The organism is Pseudomonas sp. RA_5y_Pfl1_P24, from assembly GCF_963970945.1.
Classification (GTDB): domain Bacteria; phylum Pseudomonadota; class Gammaproteobacteria; order Pseudomonadales; family Pseudomonadaceae; genus Aquipseudomonas; species Aquipseudomonas tritici.
Genome location: NZ_CAXAOJ010000012.1, coordinates 154111 through 176074, shown reverse-complemented (window position 1 = coordinate 176074; position 21964 = coordinate 154111). Strand labels below are relative to the sequence as shown.

The window sequence follows — 21964 nt, the reverse complement described above, 5'->3', positions numbered from 1 at the left end:
TTACGCTGGGCTTAAGTTACGATTAGTAAGTTACTTTTGGTATATAAGCATGTCAAGCAGCGAATCCCCTACCCCACGTCGTCGCCTGTCTCGTGAAGATCGGCTGCGCCAATTGCTGGATGTGGCCTGGCAACTGGTGCGTGATGAAGGCACCGAAGCCCTGACCCTCGGCCGCCTGGCAGAACTGGCGGGTGTGACCAAGCCGGTGGTCTACGACCATTTCGTCACCCGTGCCGGGTTGCTGACCGCGCTGTATGAGGATTTTGATGCGCGCCAGGATCGGGTATTTGCCAACGCCATAGCAGCCAGCAGCGCCACCCTTGAAGGGCGGGCGTGGGTGATCGCCGAGTCCTATGTGGATTGTGTGTTGTTGCAAGGCCGGGAAATTCCGGGGGTGATTGCGGCACTCAGCAGCTCGCCGGAGCTGGAAGCCCTGAAGCGCCAGTACGAGGCGATCTTCCTCGACAAGTGCCGCGCCGCGCTGTCGCCTTTTGGGCGCTTATCCCAGGCCGGTTTGCGCGCCATGCTGGGGGCGGCGGAAGCGTTGTCTCAGGCGGCGGCCAGTGGCGAGATCAGCCGTGAAGAGGCGCAACAGGAGTTGTTGGCGACCATACTGGCGATGGTTAATCGCGGCCGCCTTTAGATCAGTGTCGGTTGGCGTGTTGTGGGGGTGGGCTTACCTGCGATTGCGGTGGTTCAGTCACCGAAAGGCTGACCACCAAGGCCACATCGCCCCCCTAGTGAGCGGGTCAGTGCCCAGCCACAAACAACTGAACCTTACGCGCCAACTGATCAAGATGCCGATCGCGCTGCTTCTCTGCATCCACCATCGCCCGCTTGCCGTGCTTTTGCAGCAGATACGTATGAATCTGCCGCACTTCCAGCGAGTTGTAGATCGCCGCCACATCCAGCACCCCCATCAAGCCATCGGTGCCGTAGTCCCGCGTGTTCATCAGCACCTGGGTACCGCGCGCGCCGCGCACTCGAAAGCCCATGCCTTCAAACGCCGGCACCTTTTCCACTGAGCACGCCAGCTCCGCATGGGGATAACGACTCAGCACGTCACGCATCATTGCGCGTGCCACGCCCTGGCGCCGGTAACCGACTTGCACCGCCATGAAAGCGACGCCACACGCCTCGGGGTCATCCTTCACTGGCAGACACAGCACAAAGCCAATGACCTTTTCCGGGTCCTGCGCATCGGTCGCCACGACCAACTCGACGGCAATGCCTTTTGAACCGTTCAGTGCTTCGAGGTACAGGTGCACCTCAAAGCCGGTGGCGTACTGGTAGATGTTGTACAGCAGGTTGCTCGGCGGCAGTCCCACGCTGCTGATGTCGGTGAGGTTGTCCACCACCATCTGCAGGATCTGGCCATTCACAGGCTCGGGGCACGGTGTGGTATAGCGGGTAAGGCTGAACATGCAAATTCCTGGGTTTAGCATCAAGGCAGCGGCGATTGTACCCGTTGCAGCCCGCACACCTCACGCAAACATCCGCGCAACCAGCGATGGGCAAGGTCGGCATCCAGCCTGGGGTGCCAGAGCATCGCCACGGTAAACGTGGGTAACGCCAGCGGGAGCACAAAGGTGTGCAAGCCTTCACGTTGATGGACGGTGTAGCGCTCGGGCACGCTGGCGATCAGGTCGGTGTCGCGAGCCAGGGCAATGGCGGTGGCGAAACCGGCGACGAGGGTGCTGATCTGCCGCGTGAGGCCCATGGCCTCAAGTACGTCATCGATCTGCCCCCGCGCCTGGCCACGGCGCGATACGTAGACATGCTGGCCACTCGCATAGCGTTCGACAGTCACCTCGCCCTGGCTGAGCGGATGGCCACTGCGCACTACGCCAACCAGACGGTCACGAAACAATGCCTGGGTCAGCACTTCCGGGCTGGCGGCGGGGTCAACCACGCCAGTTTCCAGGTCGACGCTGCCTTCGCGCAGCAACGCGCTGGCCTTGTCGGTCTTGTTGATGAACCGCAGGCGCACGGCGGGTGCATCCTGAGCGATGCGGGCCAGCAATGCCGGGCCAAAATTCTCGACGAACTCTTCGCTGGTACGCAAGGTAAAGGTGCGTTCGACCTGAGCCATATCCACCGATTGCACCGGACGCAACACCGCAGTGGCCTCCTGCACCAGGCGGCTGACCTGTTCGCGCAGCTCCACTGCCCTTGGCGTCGGCACCAGGCCGCGCCCGGCGCGTACCAACAACGGGTCGCCGGTGGTTTCGCGCAAGCGTGCCAATGCACGGCTCATGGCCGAAGGGCTCAGGCACAAGCGCCTGGCCGCAGCTGCGACGCTGCCTTCCGCAAGCAGTACATCCAGAGTGATCAACAAATTGAGATCGGGCATCGGCGCTCCTTATCAGGCGTCACACGCAGGTATTAACTGCAACCCATGCGTCTTCCGCCATGTTAGGCCACGCAGTAGCTTTGTGACAGTTGCCTTCATTCAAGGATTCACCATGCAGAACGCCTCACGCGGCAGTCTCGTCAGCCTGTCGATTTCCATGTTGCTGGCCTCTCTCGGCACCAGCATTGCCAACGTCGGCCTGCCGAGCCTGGCGCGGGCGTTCGATGCGTCTTTTCACGCCGTGCAGTGGGTGGTGCTGGCCTACCTACTGGCAATCACGGCGGTGATTGTGAGTGCCGGACGCCTGGGCGACCGACTAGGTCGTCGACGGTTGCTGCGTGCGGGGTTGCTGCTGTTCGCCGTGGCGTGTGGGCTGTGCGGCATGGCACCTGGGCTTGAATGGCTGATTGTCGCGCGCGTCCTGCAAGGGCTGGGCGCGGCAGTCATGATGGCGATGGCGTTGGGGATGGTGGGTGACACGGTGAGCAAGGAACGTACGGGGCGAGTGATGGGCTTGCTGGGCACGATGTCGGCTGTCGGTACCGCCATGGGGCCCAGCGCCGGTGGCCTGTTACTGAGCGCGTGGGGCTGGCGCTCGATTTTTCTGGTCGGCGTACCGTTGGGGTTAGTCGCGGTCGCCCTCGCCTATCGTTATTTACCGGTCGATCGGCAGCATGAGTCATCGTCCACAGGTTCAACATTCTGGTCGTCATTGCAGGACGCCTCGTTGTGCGCCGGCCTGGCCATGAGTGCCTTGGTGGCCGCCGTGATCATGGCCACCTTTGTGGTGGGGCCATTTTATTTGTCCCGTGGCCTGGGGCTTGCACCCGAGTGGATGGGGCTGGCCATGGCCGTCGGGCCCTGTATCGCGGCCGTGACCGGCGTACCCGCCGGCCGCCTGACCGACCGCCTCGGCAGCCGACGCATGACACACGCCGGGCTGGGCGTGCTGGCCTGTGGCGCGCTGCTGCTGTCATTCACCGCAGGGCTGTTCATGTACCTCGGTGCGCTGGTCATTCTGACCACCGGCTACAGCCTGTTCCAAGCAGCGAACAACACCGCTGTGATGAACAATGTGCAGCCAGCGAACCGAGGCACTGTCTCCGGCCTGCTCAACCTGTCGCGCAATCTCGGCTTGATTTTCGGCACGTCGGCCCTCGGCGCAGTGTTCGCCTGGGCCACGCCGGAGGTGACGCACGCTACTGCACAATCAGTGGCCAGCGGCCTGCACGCCACTTTCGGCGTGGCGCTGGTTTTGATCCTGCTCGCAGGAGCGATACGACACAGATATTGACAAGATAAAATCGTAACGACTATTGCCTGACAACCTGATCAACAAGGTTCTCCCATGCTTGAGGCCCAGCCCACCTATTCGCTTGTCGTACGGGTTCTCAGCGCCATTCGCGCAGAAAATCACGACTTCGTGGCCTTCCATGACTTCCTCAGAAGCCAATTAGCCAGTGCGTGTGCCTGCTGACCATCAACGGCAACGAGTTCCTGTTGGCCGGCGATTGGCGCATTCCACTGATGGCGTTGTGATTATTCTCGCCATTTCTGCAGCGCTGGTGGTGGGGTTCGCGTTGTGCGATCAGGGCCGTAAACACTCGGCATGCAAAAACTTAAGGAAAAAGTTCGGACTAACGGGTGCATGGATGCACCCGGATCGCGCATCATGGGCACTTTCAAGCTCAAGGGTAACGTCCATGCGCGTTCTGTCATTGATGATGGGTCTTACGACGCTGGCCGCCACTACGGTGTTCTGCGCCACCGCGATGGCGAATGAAGAAAGTCAGTTAGTCCAACAGATCAACCAATACCGCAGCCATGTGCAACGCTGCGGTGACCAGGGTTCCCAGGAACTGCCACCGCTGGCCAGCGACACGCGATTGGTGCTGCCCGCCAACAATGTGGGCGACTTGCAGCAAGCGCTGGCGCGGGCGGCGTACCCGATGGTCAACGTGCAGGCCATCAGCTTGTCGGGGCCCAAGGATGCGCAGTCAGCCATGAAGGCAGTGCGCGAAAGCTTCTGCCGTGTGGTGCTGGACCCGCAATTTGTAGACATCGGCGTGAGCAACAGCGGCCAGGACTGGCGCATCGTGCTCGCCCGCCCGCTGCTGACCAGCGGCCTGGGCGATTGGCAGACCGAAGGTAAGCAATTGCTCAACCTGATCAATACCGCCCGCGCCCAACCGCGTCAATGCGGTACCCAGGCGTTTACCGCGACCACGCCATTGTCCTGGAATGAAAACCTGGCCGGCGCCGCCAACAGCCATACGCGCAACATGGCCAACGGTAACTTCTTCGACCACCTCGACCATGACGGCCGTACCCCCGGCGACCGCGCCGAACTGGCCGGGTACACCGCGAAGGCCATCGGCGAAAATATCGCTGCCGGCCTGGACACGCCACGCAAGGTCGTCGACGGCTGGCTTGCCAGCCCCAGCCATTGCGCCAACCTCATGAACCCGCAATTCCGCGAGCTGGGTGCGGCCTATGCGATGGACCCGAAGAGTGACGCAGGCATCTATTGGACGGGGGTTTTCGGCGCACAATAAACGCGGTATTGGCAGATTGAAATGCAGGAAGCATCAAATTGCCATCTCATGGATAATCCCGTTGAACTGGCAGCGGCCATCCCGGTCTGTAGCTTGGCAGCCTGACATAGGGGGCGGATAAACAGACCGAGGCAAACAAGGTGCTCTTGCAATGATGAAATGGCTGCAAAGCAGCAGCGACATGGCTGAGCGGGTTCGCCAGCATGATTGGGCGAAAACGCCCCTGGGGCCGCCGGGGCAGTGGCCGGACGTGCTCAAGACCACCGTCGCGTTATGCCTTGCCTCGAGTTTCCCCCAATCCATCGTGTGGGGGCCTCACCTGACCATGTTGTATAACGACGCCTTCATTCCGATCCTGGGCGATAAACCCGATGCCTTGGGCCGCCCGTTCAGCGAAGTCTGGCGTGAGGCCTGGGCAGACATCAGCCCTATTGCCAACGCGGCATTCGAAGGCCGTGCCACCTATATCGAGAACTACCCACTGCAGATCGAGCGCGGCATGGGTGTCGAACAAGCGTACTTTACCTTTTGCTACAGCCCCATCCGCGATCCCAAGGGCAACGTCGTGGGGATGCTCGATACCGTCACCGAAACCACCGCCACCGTACTCCTGACCCGCCGCCTGGCCGTGTTGGACGCAGTGGGCAGCGCCGTGGCGAATGCTGCCGACGCCGAAAGCATCATGTCGATCACTACGCGACTGCTTGCCGAGCACTTGCAAGTCTCCAATTGCGCCTACGCCGATATGGACGACGATGAAGACGGCTTTACCATTCGTGGCAATTGGGCCGCGCCCGGCTCGCCAAGCACCGTGGGGCGCTACCGCCTGGCCTCGTTCGGCGCAAGGGCGGCGCAACAACTGCGCGGCGGTGAGCCGTTGGTGGTCGAAGACAGTCGCATTGAGTTCGCCCCCGAGGTTGCCGCCAGCTATCAGGCCCTGGGTGCGCTGGCGACCGCGTGCTTCCCACTCATCAAGAATGGCCGCCTGACCGCGTTGATGGCCGTGCACCACAAAACCGCCCGGGTCTGGTCGCCTGATGACCTGGCATTGGTCGGCCAAGTCACCGAGCGCTCCTGGGCGCATATCGAGCGGGTGCGTGCCGACGCCGCCGTACGCGAAGGCCTGGCCGCCTTCGCCGAGCTGAACGCGACCCTGGAACAACGCGTGCAAGAGCGCACCGCTGCCCTCACCCAGGCCGAAGCCGCGCTGCGCCAGTCGCAGAAGCTGGAAGCCATCGGCCAATTGACCGGTGGCGTGGCCCATGACTTCAACAACTTGTTGACCATCATTCGTTCGTCCGTGGATTTCCTGCGTCAGCCCGGGCTCTCCGAGGCGCGACGCCAACGCTATATGGGCGCGGTTTCCGACACCGTCGAGCGCGCCAGCAAGCTCACCAGCCAACTGCTCGCCTTCGCTCGGCGCCAACCCCTGAACCCGGAAGTCTTCGATGTCGGGCAACGGGTCAAGAACATCGGCGAAATGCTCGAAAGCGTCACCGGCGCGCGTATCCATGTGCAGGTACAACTGCCCGAGCGGCCTTGCTATGCACGTGTCGACACCAGCCAGTTCGAGACCGCACTGATCAATATCGCCCTGAATGCCCGGGATGCGATGGAAGGCCAAGGTACCCTGACCTTGCGCGTGGCCGATGTAGACGCAATGCCGCGCATCCGCGGCGATGAGCAAGTACGCCAACCTTTTGTAACCGTCTCCTTGGCTGACACTGGCAGCGGCATTCCGGCTGACACCTTCGAGCGCATTTTCGAGCCGTTCTTTACCACCAAGCCGGTAGGCAAAGGCACGGGACTGGGGTTGTCCCAGGTATTCGGGTTTGCCAAGCAGTCCGGCGGTAACGTTGACGTGGCCAGCCACCCAGACCAGGGCACGGTGTTTACCCTGTACCTGCCCGAAGTGGCGCCGCAGATGACGCACCACACACCGACACCGACAGGCCAGCAACTGCCCCAAGATACGACCCAGCGCCATATCCTGATCGTGGAAGACAACCTGGAAGTGGGCCGCTTTGCCAACCAGATCCTGCAGGACCTGGGTTACCAGACCACCTGGGCCACCGATGCCGAACAGGCACTCGCGCTGGCCGGTACGGATGCCCTGGCATTCGATGGGGTATTTTCGGATGTGGTGATGCCTGGCATGACCGGTGTGGCGATGGTCAAAAAGCTGCGTCAACGGCGCCCGGACTTGCCGGTGGTGCTCACCTCCGGCTACAGCGAAGAGCTGGCCGAAAGTGGCTATGAAGGCGTCGAGTTCCTGCCCAAGCCCTATTCCGCCGACCAGGTTGCACGGGCACTGACCACGGCAATGTCCAGGACTGAGCCCTACTGCGCCACCGCCACCTGATTGCGACCTTGTGCCTTGGCGCGGTACAGCGCCTTGTCGGCGGTATTCATCAGGCCGTGCAGGTCTTGGTCCTTGGCATGGGTGGACGCCACGCCCAGGCTGGCGGTCAACCCTTGCACGGGTTCAGAGTCCAGGCTGGAAATGGCCTTGATCAGTTGCTCGGCAATACCCCGCGCCGTTTCCAGTGAAGTGTTGGGCAGCAATACCGCAAACTCCTCACCGCCCACGCGCCCATACACGTCCGCCTGGCGAAAGGACGCGCTGATCACCCCTCCAATCTGGCGCAACACCTGGTCCCCGGTCTGGTGGCCGTAGGTGTCGTTGATTTCCTTGAAGTGGTCCATGTCCATCATCAGCGCGCACAGCGGCTGCTGGTTGTGAAGGCATTGTTCATGCAGCCGCTGGGCATGTTCGAAAAACGCACGGCGATTCATCAGACCAGTGAGTTCATCGGTCTGTGCGGCGCGAGTGGAGATATTGTGGGCACGTTCCATTTGCCGGGTCAGGCGAAACGCCTTTTCCAATGCATCGGACAACTTGCGCGTGGCGCTGACAACAAAGGTGGAGAACACCAATACGGCGATGGCCACGCCCACTTGCATCGAAGAAGGCTGGAACAGCAGCCACAGCGTACATGGCAGCAGCACCAGGCCCATGGAGGCCAGGGTCATGTAACGATAAGCCGAGTAACAGGATACCGCGCTGACCGACATGCCCACGGTAAACAACATGACCAGCACCTGGGACAGGCGATCATCCGTCGGCATCACCGCCAAGGCGCCGAAGCCCCAGATCCCGGCGGAAAACACCAGCGTCATCCAATAACGGCGCTCCCACAGATCCGGCGTGCGCTCGGCGTTGGGGCAGCGAAACCACTCTACAAACATCTTGACGCGCAACAGAGATGACCCCGCCAACACCACCAGCCAGACAAGGATGACCTGATGGTCAAACCGGTCCCAGCAGAGCCAGCAGAGCATGACCGCTGCCAAGAAACTGCCGAGAATGGCGGCAAATGACTGCCGAAACAGCTGGTGCAAACGGTCAGTTCGCACCAGCTCCTCTATAACGCAATCCTGGTCCTGCCCACGCCCAAGGCCATTCATTAAATCCGCCTGATCTACTGCCCCCGAGAATGGCGCTATTGTGGCACCCTGCCACCAGCATGGACAACAGAATCGAGCACGGCAGCGACTTTAAAGCGTTTCTGGCCGCAGAATCAGCACCCCAAGTGGCGGCACGTTCAACGACATTGACACCGGTTGACCATGGAGTGGTTCATCCTGTGTAAACACCTCGCCGCCGTTCCCATAATTGGAACCTGCGTACATGTCGGCGTCGCTGTTGATCACCTCACTCCAGCGCCCGCCAAACGGCACACCGACTTGATAGCCCTGACGCGGCACCGGGGTGAAGTTGGCCACCACCAGCACCGGCTTGCCGTCCTTGCTCCAGCGCAGCCAGGCATAGACGCTGTTGATCGCATCGTCGCCAATCAGCCACTGGAAGCCCTGCGGTGCGTCGTCCTGCTCATGCAGGGCCGGCTCCTCCCGATACAAGCGATTCAAATCGCCGACCAGCTTCTGCACGCCCTTGTGTTCCGCGTACTGCAGCAGGTACCAGTCCAGTTGCTGATCATGGTTCCACTCGCGCCACTGGCCGAATTCGCAGCCCATGAACAGCAGTTTCTTACCGGGGTGCATCCACATGAACGCCAGGTAGGCGCGCAAGTTGGCAAACTTCTGCCAGCGGTCGCCGGGCATCTTGTCGATCAACGAGTGCTTGCCGTGCACCACTTCATCGTGGGAGATCGGCAGGATAAACCGCTCGGACCAGGCATACACCAGGCCAAAACTCAGTTCGTTGTGGTGATGGGCTCGGTACACCGGGTCCTGCTGGATGTAATGCAGGGAATCGTGCATCCAGCCCATGTTCCATTTGTAGTTAAAGCCCAGACCGCCCTGTTGGGTCGGCTGGCTCACACCCGGCCAGGCGGTGGATTCCTCGGCAATCACCAAGGCGCCCGGCGCTTCCAGGGCCACCACATCATTGAGGTGACGCAGGAAGTCGATGGCTTCAAGGTTCTCGCGCCCACCATGGCGGTTGGGCACCCATTCGCCGGCCTTGCGCGAATAATCGCGGTAGAGCATTGACGCTACGGCATCAACGCGCAGGCCGTCGATATGGAAGTGCTTGAGCCAATGCAGCGCTGAGGCCAGCATGAAGCCATGCACTTCGGTGCGACCCAGGTTGTAGATCAGCGTGTCCCAATCCTGGTGGAAGCCTTCCAACGGGTTGGCATATTCGTACAGCGCGGTGCCGTCGAATTGCGCAAGGCCGTGGGTATCCGTCGGGAAATGCGCCGGCACCCAGTCGAGAATCACGCCAATATCGGCCTGATGCAGGGCATTGACGAAATACGCGAAATCTTGCGGCGAACCGAACCGTGCCGTCGGCGCGAATTGTGACAACGCTTGGTAGCCCCAGGAGCCACCGAACGGGTGCTCCATGATCGGCATCAGCTCGATGTGGGTGAACCCCAGTTGCTGCACGTAAGGAATCAACCGCTCAGCCAGCTCGCGCCAGTTGTATTGGCGGGCTACTTCGCCCGCCTCGTCCAACTCGCACTGCCATGAGCCCACGTGCAACTCGTAGATCGACAGTGGCGCGGTGGATTTTTGCTTGTCGAGGCGTGACTGCATCCATTCGTGATCCTGCCAGTCGACCGCCAACGGTTCGGCAACCTTGGATGCGGTGTCGGGTGGCAGTTGAGTGGCCAGCGCCATCGGGTCGGCCTTGAGCGGCAGGATTCCATTGGCGCCAAGTATTTCATATTTGTACGCTGCCCCCGGTTGCAGACGTGGGATAAAGATCTCCCACACGCCGGAAGGATGGCGCAGGCGCATCGGGTGACGGCGACCGTCCCAGACATTGAAATCGCCCACCACCGATACGCGCCGTGCATTCGGTGCCCATACGGCAAAGCGCACACCTTGCACGCCGTCGACCGTGGTCACTTGGGCACCCAGGCAACTGCTGAGGTCACGGTGATTGCCTTCGGCAAACAGGTAAAGGTCCATTTCACCGAGCAACAGTTGTTGGAAGCTGTAGGGGTCTTCGGTGATCTGTTCACCACCGGCCCACTGGACTTTCAGCAGGTACGCCTGACGTGTAGTGAAGTGCCCGACAAACAACCCCGGCACCTGGCTCGCGTCCAGGCTGCCGATCTGCTCGCCACTGTCACGCGCCAGTACCTGGACGCTCAAGGCCTCCGGCAGGAATGCGCGGATAAACTGGCCGCCGTGCTCATCATCGTGTGGCCCGAGCACCGAGAACGGGTCATGGTGTTCGGCGCGTACCAGTGCGTCGACGTCCTTGGACGCCGGCAGTGCAGTCAACTTCGGTTGCAGCGGTTCTTTATGTGTAAAGCTCATGACGATTCCCCACCGCGTGCAGTTTTCGATATTGGTGTTAGCCCACTCAATAGGCCGTGTAACCCTTGCAAGGGCACCGGCAACCAGGTCGGACGGTTTTCCGCTTCGTAAGCCACTTCATACGCGGCCTTCTCCAGGCTGAACAAGGTCAGCGCTGCGTCCTGGCCTTTGGCATCCTGCCAGTCATGCGCCAGTGTAGACGTAGCCGACTGATAAGCCTCGACAAAGGCCTGGCGTGCTTCTTTCAGGTAACGATCGGTCACACGCTTGCGTGATATGCCCGCCTCGGGTGAGTGATCCACCCCTTGCACATTCAACGCCATGGCCGCCGCGTAATCGAAGGAGCGCAACACGCCGCTCACATCTTTATACGGGCTGTGCTTGCCGCGTCGTTCGTGCAGCGGTCGTGCCGGTTCGCCTTCGAAGTCGATCAGGTAGGCATCGCCCTTCACCACCAGCACCTGGCCCAGGTGCAAATCACCATGGACGCGGATACGCAGCCCGCCTGCCGTGGCTTTCGCCAGGGCTTGCACATGGCTGGCGATGGCCTTTTTCTGCGCCAGCAAATCACTGACCAGCGCTTGCTCCACAGGGTTCAAATGGTTTTGATGCAGCTGTAGCAACTGCAGCGCGCGGTCGAGCTGCGCGCCGACATCCTTGGCCCAGGCCTGAGTGTCCTTGGCCGTGGTCACTTCGGGCTTGAAGTCTTTGTCTGTGGTTTTTGCACCCAGCACCACGTGCATTTCACCCAGGCGCTGGCCGAGCAATCCGGCAAAGTCGGCCAGTTCGCCCAGGGCGTTGTAGTGCTGTTCCTGCTCCGAGATGGCTTGGGCAAGCTCGTCGCGGATCGCCCGTTCCAGGTTGTTCTGCGTCCAGCTCCATGCGTCGCCCTGGTTGCTCAGGTAACCCTGGGCAATCATCAGCAGGTTGTCATGGCCGTCGGCGTCGCGGCGAATCACCGAACCCAGCAGCGGCGAAATATTCGGGTAGTCGGCTGCGGTGAGGTAGGCGCTCATTTCCAGCTCCGGGTGCACACCGGCGCTGACTTTGCGGATCAGCTTGAGCACCAGGCCCTCGCCCACCACCACTGAGCTGTTGGACTGCTCGGCGGACAAATAGCGCACTTGTGCTTCGTCCGTCAGTTGCAGCGCGTCCAGATGTTTTGTGGCTTCAAACCGCAGGTCGCCTTCGCTGGAGTTGAGCACCGTGCCAGCCTGCAGGCCCTGGATCACCGCGCGGATGAAGTGCTCAAGGCTGAACGCGTCGGTCACCAGGCCCACCTCGCGTGCCCGACGCACACGGGCCATCGCGAGTTGCTGCGGCAATGCGCTGGTGAACTGGTCCTCGCCAAGGAAGCCAAACGGCAGTTGATAGCGACTGACCTGACCACCTGCGGTCACCTCCAGCTCGCTGAGCAGTACCGGGTGTTGCGGGTCGCCAAAACGTACCCCATAGGCAATGCGCACGCTGTCGATAGCCGTGTCCTTGCCGGCAAACCAGCGGCGCTTGGGCAGCCAGGCCGGGAGCGCAGTCTGCTCCAGCGAGTTACGGCAGGGTTCTTCCAACAGTTCTTCCATACGCTTTTTCAGTACCAGTGTGGTGAAGTCCGGCATCCCTTGAACAGGCTCCACATGCCAGCTGGGCATTTGATTCTCGGCCGCCAAGACAAACCAATAGAAACCATAAGGCGCCAGGGTCAGCAGGAAATTCAGCTGGCCAATGGGCGGGAAGGCATTGCCGCCGAGCATCTCCACCGGGACCATACCAGCAAACGCCGACAGATCCAGCTCGGCCGCCTGGGCACTGCGTGACACGTTGGCCACGCACAGGATGATCTCGTGGCGTCCGTCTTCGCCGGTGAATTCGCGGGTATACGCCAGGATGCGGCGGTTGCTCGGCGAGAGCATTTTCAAGCTGCCACGGCCAAATGCCTTGGACTGCTTGCGCACCGCCAGCATGCGCCGGGTCCAGTTCAGCAACGAATGCGGGTCCTGGGCCTGGGTCTCAACGTTGACCGACTGGTAGCCATATTGCGGGTCCATGATCGGCGGCAGCACTAGGCTGGCCGGGTCGGCGCGGGAAAAACCGCCGTTGCGGTCGATGGACCATTGCATCGGCGTACGCACGCCATCGCGGTCGCCGAGATAGATGTTGTCGCCCATGCCGATTTCATCGCCGTAATACAGAGTTGGCGTGCCAGGCATCGACAACAACAGGCTGTTGAGCAACTCGACACGGCGACGGTCTCGCTCCATCAACGGCGCCAGGCGGCGGCGAATGCCCAGGTTGATGCGCGCGCGACGGTCGGCGGCGTAGTAGTTCCACAGGTAATCGCGCTCTTTGTCGGTGACCATTTCCAGGGTCAGCTCATCATGGTTGCGTAGGAAGATCGCCCACTGGCAATTGGCGGGAATCTCCGGCGTCTGCCGCAGGATGTCGGTGATCGGGAAGCGATCTTCCTGGGCAAGCGCCATGTACATACGCGGCATCAACGGGAAGTGGAAAGCCATATGGCATTCATCGCCGTCGTCGCCCTTTTTGTCACCGAAATACAACTGCGTATCTTCCGGCCACTGGTTGGCTTCGGCCAGCAGCATGCGGTCCGGGTAATGCGCATCGATCTCCGCACGGATCTGTTTGAGCACATCGTGGGTTTCGGGAAGGTTTTCGTTGTTGGTGCCGTCGCGTTCGATCAGGTACGGGATGGCGTCCAGGCGCAGGCCGTCAATGCCCATGTCCAGCCAGTAGCGCATGACCGACAGCACGGCTTTCATGACTTGCGGGTTGTCGAAGTTGAGGTCCGGCTGGTGGGAATAGAAGCGGTGCCAGAAGTACTGGCCGGCGACCGGGTCCCAGGTCCAGTTGGATTTCTCAGTGTCGAGAAAAATGATGCGCGTACCGTCGTATTTCTGTTCGTCATCCGACCAGACGTAGAAGTCCCGCGCTGCGGAGCCGGGCTTGGCCTTGCGCGCACGCTGGAACCAAGGGTGCTGGTCGGAGGTGTGGTTGATCACCAGCTCAGTGATCACACGCAGCCCGCGCTTATGCGCCTCGGCGATGAAGCGCTTGGCGTCGGCCATGGTCCCGTAATCGCCGTGCACGCCCCGGTATTCGGCGATGTCGTAGCCGTCATCGCGCCGTGGCGAAGGGTAGAACGGCAGCAACCAGATGGTGTTTACACCCAGGTCGGCGATGTAGTCGAGCTTGGCGATCAGCCCGGGGAAGTCACCGATGCCGTCGTTGTTGGAGTCGAAATAGGATTTGACATGAACTTGGTAAATCACCGCGTCTTTGTACCAGAGCGGGTCTTTGATAAAGGTGGCAGCGTTGGGTTTCTTCGCCATTGGAAACTCCTGGAAATTCTGAAAAAACCGGCTGAATGAACGCGGTTTAATGTGGGAGCTGGCTTGCCTGCGATAAGGGTGTGTCAGCACAGCACGTGTTGACTGATGTACCGCTATCGCCGGCAAGCCAGCTCCCACAGTTGATCTTCACTTGGCTCAGGATGTGGTGATACGCCAGATTCCAAACGGCATCTGCGGTTCAAGGCGCATCCACTGGGTCTTGCCATACCAAGTCCAGCGATGGCCGTTCATCAGGTCTTCGCCTTCGGTCTCGGCGTCATCCGGCAAATCCAATTCCCACAATGGCAACTCGAAACTGGCCTCCTGGGCATTGAACGGGTCAAGGTTGACCGCCACCAGAATGAAGTTGCTGCCATCCTCACTGCGCTTGCCGAAATACAGGATGTTGTCGTTCCAGGCGTTGTAAAGCTTCAAGCCCAGGTGCGTTTGCAGCGCCGGGTTTTGCCGGCGGATGCGGTTGAGCTGAGCGATCTCGGCGATGATGTTGCCGGGGGCGGTGAAGTCTCGCGGGCGGATCTCGTACTTCTCTGAATCCAAGTATTCCTCTTTGCCCGGCACCGGCGCCGCTTCGCACAACTCAAAGCCCGAATACATGCCCCACAGGCCCGAACCCATGGTGGCCAGCGCGGCGCGGATCAAAAAGCCCGGGCGGCCTGACTCATGCAAAAACGGCGGATTGATATCCGGCGTATTGACGAAGAAATTCGGCCGGTAGCATTCGCGCCATGGCGACTCGTTCAACTGCGTCAGGTATTCGCTCAGCTCGGCCTTGGTGTTGCGCCAGGTGAAATAGGTGTAGCTCTGGGAATAACCGACCTTGCCCAGGCGCGCCATCATCGCCGGCGTGGTGAACGCCTCCGCGAGGAAAATCACGTCCGGGTGCTTGGCACGCACGTCGCTGATCAACCATTGCCAGAATGGCAGCGGCTTGGTGTGCGGGTTGTCGACACGGAAGGTTTTCACGCCCTCTTCCACCCAACCCACCACCACGTCGCGCAGTTCGGTCCACAGGCCTGGAATCGCGTCCGCCGCGTAAAAATCGACGTTAACAATGTCCTGGTACTTTTTCGGCGGGTTTTCCGCGTATTTGATCGTGCCATCGGGGCGCCAGTTGAACCAACCCGGATGTTCCTTGAGCCAAGGATGGTCTTGGGAACACTGGATGGCGAAGTCCAGGGCGATTTCCAGGCCATGGTCGGCAGCGGCCTGCACCAAGCGACGGAAGTCATCGCGGCTGCCCAGTTGCGGGTGAATGGCCTCGTGGCCGCCCTCTTCGCTGCCGATCGCATACGGGCTGCCCGGATCATCAGGGCCAGCAGTCAGGGAGTTGTTCTTGCCTTTGCGGTGGCTGCGCCCGATCGGATGGATGGGCGGGAAGTACAGCACATCAAAACCCATGTCATGGATCATCGACAGCCGCGAGTGCACATCATTAAAGGTGCCATGACGCGCAGGATCGTCAGTGATCGAGCGCGGAAACAACTCATACCAACTAGCGAACAGTGCGGCCTCGCGCTCCACATCAATCGGGTACACGGTGCTGACGCTCAAATAAGCGCGGTGATCGGCCTGGGTCATCAGGCGTGCACTGTCTTCGTGCAGAAACTGCGCGACCTGCTCGGCTTCCAGCAGGCCGGAGAGTTCGTGGTGTAGCAGCATCAGGCGTTCGCGCAGTTCATTGTCACTGCGTTCGGCGGCCTGCAGCACCAGGCTGCGGCCTTCCTGCAATTCCAGGCTGACTGGTACGCCGGCTTCATGCTTCTTGCGCAGCTCGTAGCAGAAGCTGGCGAAGGTATCGATCCAGGCTTCAATGCAATATTCGTGGGGGCCTTGCTGGGTGACGGTAAATGCGCCCTCCCAGCCGTTGTTGCCCACATCAGTCATCACCACGCTGTGCCAGCTCTCTTCCTGCAGCGGGCGCCAGCGGATCAGCACTGCGAGCTTGTCATGGCCATCGGCGAACACGTTGCTGGTGACATTGACCCTTTGCCCCACCACGGCCTTGACGGCGAATTCGCCGCCGTCAATCACGGGGGTGGTGCTTTCGATAGCGATCCTGGGCAGCAACAGTGCCTGGGACAGCGGCAATATGGCGTTTTCTGGAACCTGTGCTTCAGCAGTCATCGAGCATCTCCCCTTACGCCCTATGGACGCTCTTTGCTTGATCCGAATTCTGATGCGGCCATGCTCTCCCTGAGCAGGGCCGCTTATAGGTCCGAGCCTGCGCCACTGTTAAAAGTTCAGGTGAATGTGTCGCCATTGGGCGGGAATCAATTCGGCCCGGCGGCTGTCCACCGCTAGAGCCAAGCACAAAGGAGGCCACACCGATGAATATCCCAATCCCGGCTGAAACGCCGGACCCCAATATCGACAACCCGACCCTGCCGCCCACCGAGCCGGCGCCAATTCCGGAAAAGGAGCCGCCAGAAAATGAGCCGCCGCCGGTCGAAGAACCGCCGACGACCATGCCCCCGGTGATCGTCAGTCCTTCTCGAAACGCTTGACGATTTTCGGCATCACGCTGAACACCACCAAGGCCAGGAATGTGCTCAGAACCGCTGTCGATTCCCGGCCCAACCCGGCCGAGACCCCAATCGCAGCGGTCATCCACAAGCCGGCTGCGGTGGTCAGGCCTTTGACATGGCCGTCTTCATCATCCTTGCCCTTGATGATCGTGCCAGCGCCGAGAAAGCCGATCCCGGCGATCACGCCCTGTACCACCCGGCTCATGGCATCCGCCTGGTTGCCAGACATTTGCGGCACCATGACAAACAGCGCAGCGCCCAACCCCACCAGCATATGTGTGCGCACCCCGGCGGCCTTGCCCTTGCTCTCTCGCTCAAAACCGAGAATGCCGCCGAGGATCGCGGCGATCAGCAGCCGCACAGTGATCTGGGTGAGCTGCCTGGCGTCGCCGATGTCGGCAAATTCAGCCTGCAGGGTTTGCCACACTTCATGCCACCAAGCGTCCATCTCAGCTGTCCTTTGTCATTGTTGGTAAAGGATGGACAGCGGCGACCGCCAGTCAGTTGCCTGGAACCCCTGCGCAGCGCCGTCCCCTAACCTTCAATAGCTCACAAAACAGGAGATCGGAATGCCCATACGCATCGAAAACCAACTGTGCTACTTCATGCTCGATGACAACGGCCAGGAACAGAGCGTGCCAGCGACCCGGGTCAATATTGTTACCGACATCGACAAATCCATGTCTTACGTGGAATTGGCGGCCGAGCGGATCTATATCACCGAAGCCGAGGCAGACGCGCTGACGGTCGCGGGCGCCCACGATGAGCGTCAACATGTAAAGGCAGACGACCCTGGTTCGTTGATTTGATTGATCTGCATCAGCACACCTCAGACAACGCTGCGCCGCTTGTTCCACGGGGTGCAGCAGATTGTCGCAGCGACTCTCTCATAGTCCATCTGATCCGCTTTTTATCGCCCTAGCTGAGTCTGTTATGCAAACAGAGCCGCGCGCATAGTTCATCCGCCTGATGGAGGCTGATGAGCGAACTACCATGAGCGAACGAATCCCCACCGTGGAAACCTTTGAGCCCATACACCCAAAGAAGGTGAAGGCCAAATCCAGCGACAACCTGGTTCATACCCGCAGCTTTACCGGCGTGTTCCGCACTGTGCGCGTGTGCGGTGCAGGCTTTCTGTTCCTGGCCTTTTTTGGCACCGTGTGGCTGAACTGGGGTGGCAGGCAGGCGGTGCTGTGGGACCTGGCGGACAGTAAATTCCACATTTTTGGCGCCACGTTCTGGCCGCAGGACTTCATCCTGCTGTCGGCCTTGTTGATCATCTGCGCCTTCGGCCTGTTTGCGATCACCGTATTTGCCGGCCGCGTGTGGTGCGGCTATACCTGCCCGCAAAGCTCGTTTACCTGGCTGTTCATGTGGTGCGAGAAGATCACCGAAGGTGAACGCAATCAGCGCATCAAGCTGCAAGCCGCGCCCTGGAGCCTGAACAAACTGGCGCGACGCTCGGCCAAACACATGATGTGGTTGGGCATCAGCGTGCTGACCGGGCTGACCTTTGTCGGCTACTTCACACCCATCCGCCCGCTGGCCGCCGAATTGCTGACCTGGCAAATGGGCGGCGTCAGCCTGTTCTGGGTGCTGTTTTTCACCGGTGCCACCTATCTCAACGCGGGATGGCTGCGTGAAGCGGTGTGCATGCACATGTGCCCGTATGCGCGTTTCCAAAGCGTAATGTTTGATAAGGACACCCTGACCATTTCCTACGACGTGGCCCGCGGCGAACACCGTGGCCCGCGCAAACGTGAGGTCAAACCCGCCGACGTCGGTCTGGGCGATTGCATTGACTGCCAACTGTGCGTGCAGGTCTGCCCGACCGGCATCGACATCCGCGATGGCCTGCAAATGGAATGCATCGGCTGCGCGGCGTGCATCGACGCCTGCGATTCGATCATGGACAAGATGGGCTACGCGCGCGGTTTGGTGAGCTACACCAGTGAACATCAACTGCAAGGCGGCAAGACCCACCTGCTACGGCCGCGCCTGATCGGATACAGTGCCGTGCTGTTAGTGATGATTGCGGCGTTGGTGGTGGCGCTGGTGGAACGGCCGATGGTGTCGCTGGATGTCACCAAGGACCGTGGCATGTTCCGTGAGAACGCCCAGGGCCTGATCGAAAACATCTACAGCCTCAAGGTGATCAACAAGACCCAACAGCACCAGGACTACCGCCTGGAACTGGTGGACGCCGATGGCTTCCAACTGCAAGGCAAGACCGAAATCAGCCTGGCGCCGGGGGAAATCAGTGATGTACCGGTGTCGGTGGCCTTGCTGGCGGATAAACCGGCGAGCAGTTCGCAAACCCTGCGTTTCAAGGTAACGGATGTGGATGAACCGTGGATCTACAGCGCGGCCGATAGCCGCTTTGTGGCGCCGCTGAACCGCTGAGGCCTGTCAGGCACTGAAGATCCCATTTAGCCCTGCGTACAATTTAAGAAAGTGATTAGGCCCCATGAAACGCTACGAAAAATTCGCCGACGACATTGCAGAACTGATCCGTTCCGGCGTGCTCGGCCCCGGACAGCGGGTGCCGTCGGTGCGCTATGCCAGCCAGACTTACGGCGTCAGCCCGTCTACGGTGTTCCAGGCCTATTATCTGTTGGAGCGCCGCGGCCTGATTCGCGCGCGACCGCGCTCTGGCTACTTCGTCAACACCCATGCGCCCAGCCCGTTCTCCGAGCCGGTGGTGAGTGAACAGGTGCATGAATCCACCGAAGTGGACGTCAGCGAACTGGTGTTCTCAGTCCTCGACTCGATCAAAGACCCCAACACCGTGCCTTTCGGCTCGGCCTTCCCCAGCCCGATGCTGTTCCCGCTGCCGCGCCTGGCACGCTCCCTGGCCAGCGCCAGCCGCGAGATGGACCCGCGCCTGGTCGTCACCGACATGTCACCGGGCAACCCGCAACTGCGCCGGCAAATCGCGCTGCGGTATATGGTCGGCGGGCTGATGCTGCCTATGGAAGAGCTGCTGATTACCAATGGCGCGCTGGAAGCACTGAACCTGTGCCTGCAGGCCGTCACCGAACCGGGCGACCTGGTGGCAATCGAAGCCCCGGCGTTCTATGCCTGCCTGCAAGTGCTGGAGCGCTTGAAACTCAAGGCGGTGGAAATCCCCGTGCACCCACGCGATGGCATTGATCTCAACGCACTGGCGCAAAGCCTTGAGCGCTACCCGATCAAGGCCTGCTGGACCATGACCAGCTTCCAGAACCCCATGGGCGCGACCTTGCCGGAAGCCAAGAAACAAGCGCTGGTGGAGCTGTTGCGCGGCCATCAGGTGCCGCTGATCGAAGACGATGTGTACGCCGAGCTGTATTACGGTCAACAGGCCCCCAAACCGGCCAAGGCTTTCGATACCGAAGGCCTGGTGATGCATTGCGGTTCCTTCGCCAAAAGCCTGGCCCCTGGCTATCGCGTGGGCTGGGTCGCAGCCGGGCGCTTTGCGCAGAAGGTCGAACGCTTGAAGTTAATGACCTCGCTGTGCCCATCGATGCCCGCCCAGGCAGCGATTGCCGATTACCTGCAACACGGCGGCTATGACCGGCACCTGCGCAAATTGCGCTATGCCCTGGAAGAACAGCAAAGCGCCATGCTGGCTGCCATCGCGCGCTACTTCCCGGCGCAGACGCGCGTCAGTCAACCGGCCGGCGGCTATTTCCTGTGGCTGGAATTGCCGGAGCAGACGGATTCGTTGAAGTTGTTCCAGATGGCGTTGGCGCAAGGTATCAGCCTCGCGCCGGGGCCGATTTTCTCGGCGACCCAACGGTTCAGGAACTGTATTCGCTTGAACTACGGCAGCCCGTGGACTGAAGCGTCGGAAAAAGCCATGGAGACGCTGGGGCGGATTGTGCGGTCATTTTGATCAGGCTGCTCACTGCGTCTCTCTTGTACAGTGCCGTGCCCCGCCGTTAGCGAAGATGTTTCACTCTTGTTACACTTACCGCCCTCTCACTGCTCATGGATGACGCCGATGCTTCGCCCACTGCTATCCGGAATTTGCTTGTTGGCGCTTGCCAGCCAGGCGCAGGCCCAATCCGCCACCAGCCCCGAACAGCTGTTCAGCGACTTTTCGCGCTGTGACGCACGCTTCTTCGAAACCCTCAACACTGCCTCGCTGCCCGCCGGCACCCTGCGCGTGGCCAAACAGGGCGCCGTCACCGCCCCAGTGGTCATGAACCCGCTGCAGGAAGGTGGACGCTATCAGCCGTTCGAGCAACCGTTGGTGGTGAACGGCGTGCGCCTGGTGGGTTATCAGAACGAAGCCATGGTGCTGCAAGGTGTTGGCAAGATCCTGTTCTGGGGCTTTGTCGCAGAAGGTTCAGTGAAGGATGTCACCGCGCGCCTCAAACCGTTGATCGCCGATAACGCGCGCGTGGCGCCTGATAGAGGCAGCTTCAGCCGCGTCGATATTCGCCGGGTCGGCGACCCTATCGGGCAGTGGCGCACCGAAGGTTTGGCGGGACCGGGCGTGGCCACGCCCTTTGGCTATGTGGAACGCATCCTGAGCCTGGAAAAAGGTACGACCGAGACGCGGACTAAGATTTTCTGCTCCTTGCAGGGCACCGTCACGCCCCCGCTGCTGCAAGTCTATCGCCCCGACCTCAACGCCAACCTGCTGGACTGACCAAGATGCCTATCGCCCTTATCCGTGGTTTTTCCCTACTGGCGGCCGCCGCCGTCCTGGCCGGTTGCGCACATCAGCCAACCGCTGCCCAACGTGACCTGCAGCATTGCGCCAACGCCCTTAAGGCCATAAAAACCGACCAGAACCAGCTGGTTATCCAGGAAGCCGACCTGTGCCTGGCCAAGAACACCCTGCCGGCCAAAATCCAGAGCACGGTGTACCTGCTCAAGTCCGCGGCCTATAGCAACCTCAAGCAGTACCCCGAGGCCATCATCGCGCGGGAGAAATCCATCGCCACCAACCCGCAAGTCGAACCGCGAGCGACGTTGGAACTCAGTTATCTGTATCGCCTGAATGGCAACCCACGCAAAGCGCTGGAACTGGTGCAGTCCAACCTTGACGCCGGCCTCGGCGAGCTCGGCAAGGGCGGCGGTTTCAACATGCCGACGTTCTATCACCTGGGGCTGGCGCTGCTCGACCTCGGCGAATACCGCGAAGCCGCCGAAGCGTTCAGCGCAGGGCTGGTCAAACAACCTGACTACGCCTGGGCCTTCTACCAGCGCTCGCTGGCCTATGACCGGCTGGGTGACAAGGAGAATGCCCGACGCGACCTGATGCAGTTCGCCAAATTGGTCGACCAGAGCACCGTGGAGCCGGAGCATAAAGCGCAACTGGCGGCGTACCAGGTCAAGCTGCCCTGACGGTCAACCGTGAGGCCTCCAGGCGGGGCC

17 protein-coding genes are annotated in these 21964 nt (G+C 60.8%); 10 read left to right on the top strand and 7 right to left on the bottom strand.

From position 1 onward, the window contains the following. Window positions 1–49: 49 nt before the first annotated feature. The gene (locus AACY30_RS20925) at window positions 50–643 is read left to right on the top strand and encodes a TetR/AcrR family transcriptional regulator (protein WP_339436698.1); all 594 of its coding nucleotides are present in this window, start codon (window positions 50–52) and stop codon (window positions 641–643) included. A 106-nt stretch (window positions 644–749) separates the two neighbouring features. On the opposite strand, the gene AACY30_RS20920 is transcribed toward AACY30_RS20925, so the two are convergent. Continuing rightward, on the bottom strand, window positions 750–1424 hold the full coding sequence (locus AACY30_RS20920) for a GNAT family N-acetyltransferase (protein ID WP_339470933.1): 675 nt from the start codon (window positions 1422–1424) through the stop codon (window positions 750–752). A 20-nt stretch (window positions 1425–1444) separates the two neighbouring features. Next, window positions 1445–2353, bottom strand: a complete 909-nt coding sequence (locus AACY30_RS20915) for a LysR family transcriptional regulator (protein ID WP_339470932.1) — start codon at window positions 2351–2353, stop codon at window positions 1445–1447. A 112-nt stretch (window positions 2354–2465) separates the two neighbouring features. Between AACY30_RS20915 and AACY30_RS20910 the strand changes: the two genes are divergently transcribed. The 3 genes from AACY30_RS20910 to AACY30_RS20900 all read left to right on the top strand — a co-directional run bounded on the left by AACY30_RS20910 (window position 2466) and on the right by AACY30_RS20900 (window position 7270). Further along, the gene (locus AACY30_RS20910; RefSeq protein WP_339541070.1) at window positions 2466–3647 is read left to right on the top strand and encodes an MFS transporter; all 1182 of its coding nucleotides are present in this window, start codon (window positions 2466–2468) and stop codon (window positions 3645–3647) included. 409 nt (window positions 3648–4056) lie between these two features. Continuing rightward, on the top strand, window positions 4057–4908 hold the full coding sequence (locus tag AACY30_RS20905; protein ID WP_339418511.1) for a CAP domain-containing protein: 852 nt from the start codon (window positions 4057–4059) through the stop codon (window positions 4906–4908). Window positions 4909–5059: 151 nt separating this feature from the next. Beyond that, a complete protein-coding gene (locus AACY30_RS20900; RefSeq protein WP_339541069.1) occupies window positions 5060–7270 on the top strand; it encodes an ATP-binding protein in 2211 nt (736 codons plus the stop codon). Here the strand turns inward: AACY30_RS20900 and AACY30_RS20895 are convergent. From AACY30_RS20895 to AACY30_RS20880, 4 genes are all read right to left on the bottom strand, one after another. Further along, window positions 7249–8376: a GGDEF domain-containing protein gene (locus tag AACY30_RS20895; protein WP_339541068.1), complete on the bottom strand. Its 1128-nt coding sequence runs from the start codon at window positions 8374–8376 to the stop codon at window positions 7249–7251. The genes AACY30_RS20900 and AACY30_RS20895 overlap by 22 nt on opposite strands. Before the next feature lie 90 nt (window positions 8377–8466). Then, entirely contained in the window at window positions 8467–10704 is a 2238-nt protein-coding gene (glgB, locus tag AACY30_RS20890; RefSeq protein ID WP_339541067.1) for a 1,4-alpha-glucan branching protein GlgB, read from the bottom strand. Further along, window positions 10701–14048, bottom strand: coding sequence for a maltose alpha-D-glucosyltransferase (gene treS / locus AACY30_RS20885; protein WP_339541066.1), 3348 nt, complete (start codon window positions 14046–14048; stop codon window positions 10701–10703). The genes glgB and treS overlap by 4 nt, the downstream gene beginning before the upstream one ends. Window positions 14049–14204: 156 nt before the next feature. Further along, window positions 14205–16193 carry an alpha-1,4-glucan--maltose-1-phosphate maltosyltransferase gene (locus tag AACY30_RS20880; protein ID WP_339541065.1) on the bottom strand — a complete coding sequence of 663 codons (1989 nt, stop codon included), beginning with the start codon at window positions 16191–16193 and terminating at the stop codon, window positions 14205–14207. Window positions 16194–16396: 203 nt separating this feature from the next. On the opposite strand from AACY30_RS20880, the gene AACY30_RS20875 reads away from it, so the two are divergent. Further along, window positions 16397–16573 (top strand): hypothetical protein, encoded by a 177-nt coding sequence (locus AACY30_RS20875; RefSeq protein WP_175403076.1) that lies wholly within the window; start codon window positions 16397–16399, stop codon window positions 16571–16573. On the opposite strand, the gene AACY30_RS20870 is transcribed toward AACY30_RS20875, so the two are convergent. Next, window positions 16551–17042, bottom strand: coding sequence for an MgtC/SapB family protein (locus AACY30_RS20870; RefSeq protein ID WP_339470922.1), 492 nt, complete (start codon window positions 17040–17042; stop codon window positions 16551–16553). The two genes, AACY30_RS20875 and AACY30_RS20870, sit on opposite strands and share 23 nt — an antisense overlap. 121 nt (window positions 17043–17163) lie before the next feature. Between AACY30_RS20870 and AACY30_RS20865 the strand changes: the two genes are divergently transcribed. The 5 genes from AACY30_RS20865 to AACY30_RS20845 all read left to right on the top strand — a co-directional run bounded on the left by AACY30_RS20865 (window position 17164) and on the right by AACY30_RS20845 (window position 21934). After that, window positions 17164–17403 (top strand): DUF3203 family protein, encoded by a 240-nt coding sequence (locus AACY30_RS20865; protein WP_339541064.1) that lies wholly within the window; start codon window positions 17164–17166, stop codon window positions 17401–17403. Between the two features lie 184 nt (window positions 17404–17587). Then, complete coding sequence (gene ccoG, locus AACY30_RS20860; RefSeq protein ID WP_339438843.1) at window positions 17588–18997, top strand: cytochrome c oxidase accessory protein CcoG; 1410 nt, start codon at window positions 17588–17590, stop codon at window positions 18995–18997. 64 nt (window positions 18998–19061) lie between these two features. Continuing rightward, a complete protein-coding gene (gene mapR, locus AACY30_RS20855) occupies window positions 19062–20471 on the top strand; it encodes a GntR family transcriptional regulator MpaR (RefSeq protein ID WP_339470919.1) in 1410 nt (469 codons plus the stop codon). 108 nt (window positions 20472–20579) lie between these two features. Further along, on the top strand, window positions 20580–21233 hold the full coding sequence (locus tag AACY30_RS20850; RefSeq protein ID WP_339541063.1) for a hypothetical protein: 654 nt from the start codon (window positions 20580–20582) through the stop codon (window positions 21231–21233). A gap of 5 nt (window positions 21234–21238) precedes the next feature. Beyond that, window positions 21239–21934, top strand: a complete 696-nt coding sequence (locus AACY30_RS20845) for a tetratricopeptide repeat protein (RefSeq protein ID WP_339470915.1) — start codon at window positions 21239–21241, stop codon at window positions 21932–21934. The last annotated feature ends 30 nt before the right edge of the window (window positions 21935–21964 follow it).